The sequence below is a fragment of the Aquabacterium sp. A08 genome (assembly GCF_011742065.1).
The window spans coordinates 1-665 of the sequence record NZ_JAAQQT010000025.1; the positions used below are offsets into that span (position 1 = coordinate 1).

Consider the following 665-nt stretch of genomic DNA (forward strand, 5'->3'; position numbering starts at 1 on the left):
TGATGGGCACGCTGCACGCTGCCTGCGTGGCGGCCGGCACCGACCTCAACGGCGTCAAGCGCATCGTCAAGGTGCTCAGCCTGGTCAACTCCACCGCCAGCTACACCGAACAGCACCTGGTCACCAACGGCTGCTCCGAGCTGCTGGGCCAAGTGTTTGGCCCGCAGGTGGGCGCGCACGCCCGCAGTGCCTTTGGCGTGGCCCAACTGCCCTTGGGCGCCTGCGTGGAAATTGAGCTGATGGCCGAGCTGGCCTGACCCCAGCCCGGGGCCGGAAAACCCTCAGACCAGCCGGAACACCCGCGCCGGCTTGAAGCCGAAGCTCGCGTCCTTGCCCTTGCGCCCCCGGGCGGCGCGGGCGTTGTTCAGGCTGCGGATTTCTAGCGTTTCTTCGCGCGGCTTGCCGCCGCGCCCCACGCCGTCGATGCGCACGCTGCGGGTGTAGGCCACCGCACCGGCCAGGGTGTCGGGGCCGTCCAGGCCCATCAGCATCAGGCCACGGCCGCCCTTGGGCTGCAACTTCAGTTCGCTCAACTCGAAGGTCAGGATGCGCCCGCCGGTGGACACGCAACACACGTGCGTGGCCGGGGCCAGCGCCGACTGTGCTTCACCGCCTTCAGGTGCAGCAGGCGGGGCCACCACCGCACCGTCGGGTGCGGCCAGGCG

2 protein-coding genes are annotated in these 665 nt (G+C 70.2%); one reads left to right on the top strand and one right to left on the bottom strand.

All coding sequences use genetic code 11. The features are described 5' to 3' along the window. The coding region (locus HA630_RS00140) for a RidA family protein (RefSeq protein WP_166831966.1) at positions 1-257 on the top strand (257 nt) is incomplete at its 5' end. Between the two features lie 24 nt (positions 258-281). On the opposite strand, the gene HA630_RS00145 is transcribed toward HA630_RS00140, so the two are convergent. Then, positions 282-665: DNA gyrase C-terminal beta-propeller domain-containing protein (locus HA630_RS00145; protein ID WP_305792590.1), on the bottom strand; the 384-nt coding region annotated here is incomplete at its 5' end.